The organism is Desulfobaculum sp. (assembly GCF_054921475.1).
In genome coordinates this window covers 1-2,568 of the sequence record NZ_JBUDSW010000370.1, presented here as the reverse complement: position 1 = coordinate 2,568, position 2,568 = coordinate 1, and the positions used below count along the sequence as shown (strand labels likewise).

The window sequence follows — 2,568 nt, the reverse complement described above, 5'->3', positions numbered from 1 at the left end:
TCCTCCTTAAACAGACTGTTGTGACTGACAATTTTCTACCAAACAGGTGTTGTTTATCGCAAGTGGAAAGTGCGGTGGGATGGTACTTTTGCGCATTTGGTTGTGCTGTGCGCACGCAGAAGCGTGGCAAGGTGTTGTTCTGTGTGGCTCTGCTTGTGGCTTGTTTGGTCAGTGCGTTGCGCCATGTGTGCTGTTCATTGATTGAACAGTCAGCGAGGTGTAATTGCGTGCGGTTCTGTAGTTTGATCGTTCAATCAGCGGGATGGGTTGCAAAGATGCCGCGCAGCGCCCCCGTCCGCACTCACGTGTTGCGGCGTGTGCGCGGACGGGGGCAGTGCTCTAGGGGGCAGTGCTCCGGGGGGGAGCGACGCGGCTGGGGGGAATTGGTTTTTTCGTCTGCCGGGGCGCGGAGCGCCGCCGGGTGGGGTTAGTTTCTGCCAATCCACACGCCAAGCCCGATAACGGCGCAGGCGGCCAGTTGCATGAGCGAGAGGGACTCGCCAAGGAGCGCCCAGCCTGTAAGCAGCGCGACGGGCGAGACGAGGTTGATGGCCTGCGCGGCCTTGCCCGCGGGCATAAGCGTCATCGCCATATTGTAGAGGCCAAACGCCCCAAGCGTAACGAAAAAGCCAAGATAGAGGACGGCCAGCCACGCCGCACCCGAAACGCCCTCAACCGGAGGAAGGCCGGTAAAGGCGAGAGTGGGCAGGTAGAAGACCGCGCCGCTAACGCATTGCAGTCCTGTGAGCCACCACGTGGAGTAGCGCACGGAAAGGCGCTTCATCACCACCATGTAGAAGGCGGCGCAGCACATGGCGCCGACCTCCAGCAGATTGCCGAGGGCAGGGTTTGGCGCGGTGGCGTCCGGGCTGCCGCTTATGGAGAGCCACACCACGCCGCCCATGGAGACCGTTACCCCGGTTATGCCGAGGATGGACAGAGGCTCGCGTAGCACAAGCCAGGCGCCGCATGCCACCAGCAGGGGCACCAGCGCGGAAATCATACCCGCCTGCGACGAGGTCGTCAGGGTGATGGCGTAGCTTTCCAGCAGAAAATACAGGCAGGGCTGCATCAGGCACAGAATCCCAAGCACCTTCCAGTCCCCGGCCCGGTACTGCGGCTTGGGGATGCGGGGATACAGCGCGACCACCAAAAGCGAAGCGAGGGTCATGCGAAGCCAGATGACCATGGGCGGGGAGAAACCGGCCAAAGCGATTTTGGTCGCCATAAAGGATGTGCCCCATAAGACAACCGCGCCCATCAGGCACAACAGGGCGAAGGTTTTGCGGATTGGCAAATCTGGCGCTGCGCCGGCGCCGTGCGCTATTTGCGCTTTCTCAACGTGTTCCATGATATCTCCTTCTCAGTATGCGTCAGGCAGGAGGTTACAGCCATTGCGGGCGGCGGTATTGTACGAAATTGCGGAATCCATCCGGCAGGGCTTGCTCTGGCGGTGATGCGGGATATACAACAATGCCCACACTGCATGGCGCACGCCGCGCTGGCGCGACTTGGAGAGACACATGGGAAAGTTGCCGGAAAATACAACTGTTCAGTTCTGGCGGGATGCCGACTTGCCGGGCGTGGAGCTTCGGTATTCCAGCTACCACAAGGAAGCATTCCGGCGGCATACGCACGCCGCATACTCGGTTGGACTGGTGGAGCGCGGTTCTGCAACGTTTGCCCTGCGCGATGCGTGGCACAGCGTACGCGGCGGGCAGCTGGTGATTATTCCGCCAAACGTGGCGCACGCCTGTAATCCCGACGCCGCATCCGTCATGGTGTACTGGATGTTTTACATCGATGCGTCATTTCTGGAGCGTGGCGCGCGGGAGATGTTTGGCTCGGACGCCGTTCTGCCGCAGTTTTCGCACCCGGTTGTGGAGAGCCCGGCCCTGTATGCGCGGTGGAAAAAGGCATGCGAGGCCATTGCGGCCGAGTGTGGGCCTTTGCAGAAGCAGTCCTGCCTGCTGGGTGCTGTGGCGGATGTGCTGCAGCTCTATATGAGGCAGGAGCGCGGCATGGCGGCGCGCGACGTCGGCGCACCGGCGGAATCCGGCTCACCAGCCGTTGCGCGGGCGCAGGACTACATCGCGCAGCGCGTGCAGCAGAAAATTACGCTTGATGAGTTGGCGCAGGCCGCCAATATGAGCCGCTATCATTTGCTTCGCCTCTTTCAGGCGCAAGTGGGGCTTGCGCCCCATGCCTACCAGAATCAACTCCGGGTCAACGAAGGCAAGGCTTTGCTCCAGCAGGACCTGTCCATCAGTCATATTGCCGCACAGCTCGGTTTTACCGACCAAAGTCATTTTTCCCGCGTTTTTAAGCAGTTCACCGGAGCAACGCCCGTTCAGTACCGCCGCGGCGGGCGCGTGGCATCCGGCGTTCCTGTGGCGCGCCGGTGACGGCGGCGCATGCGGGGCTGCGCTGGGTTGTGGCAGGGGAGGGCGCTTCTTGCCGCCACTTGCTCTGTGCGTGACGGGAACAGATGACAAAAAAGGGCTGACGGCGGTGCCGTCACGGGCGCAGGCGCTGATGCCTGCGGGTCGGCGCTGTGATCGCGAAGAA

General features: G+C 61.6%; 2 protein-coding genes. One reads left to right on the top strand and one right to left on the bottom strand.

Annotated features, from left to right (window positions below; genetic code table 11):
* Positions 1-427: 427 nt before the first annotated feature.
* Positions 428-1,351 carry a DMT family transporter gene (locus ACY69P_RS16045; RefSeq protein WP_462328207.1) on the bottom strand — a complete coding sequence of 308 codons (924 nt, stop codon included), beginning with the start codon at positions 1,349-1,351 and terminating at the stop codon, positions 428-430.
* Between the two features lie 172 nt (positions 1,352-1,523).
* Here ACY69P_RS16045 and ACY69P_RS16040 point away from each other — a divergent pair, with 172 nt between their 5' ends.
* Positions 1,524-2,405 carry an AraC family transcriptional regulator gene (locus tag ACY69P_RS16040; protein ID WP_462328206.1) on the top strand — a complete coding sequence of 294 codons (882 nt, stop codon included), beginning with the start codon at positions 1,524-1,526 and terminating at the stop codon, positions 2,403-2,405.
* Positions 2,406-2,568: the final 163 nt, after the last annotated feature.

Excerpts from the sequence above, each read along its gene's own strand:
- ACY69P_RS16045 (WP_462328207.1), bottom strand. The coding sequence starts at position 1,351 with ATGGAACACGTTGAGAAAGCGCAAATAGCGCACGGCGCCGGCGCAGCG.
- ACY69P_RS16040 (WP_462328206.1), top strand. The coding sequence starts at position 1,524 with ATGGGAAAGTTGCCGGAAAATACAACTGTTCAGTTCTGGCGGGATGCC.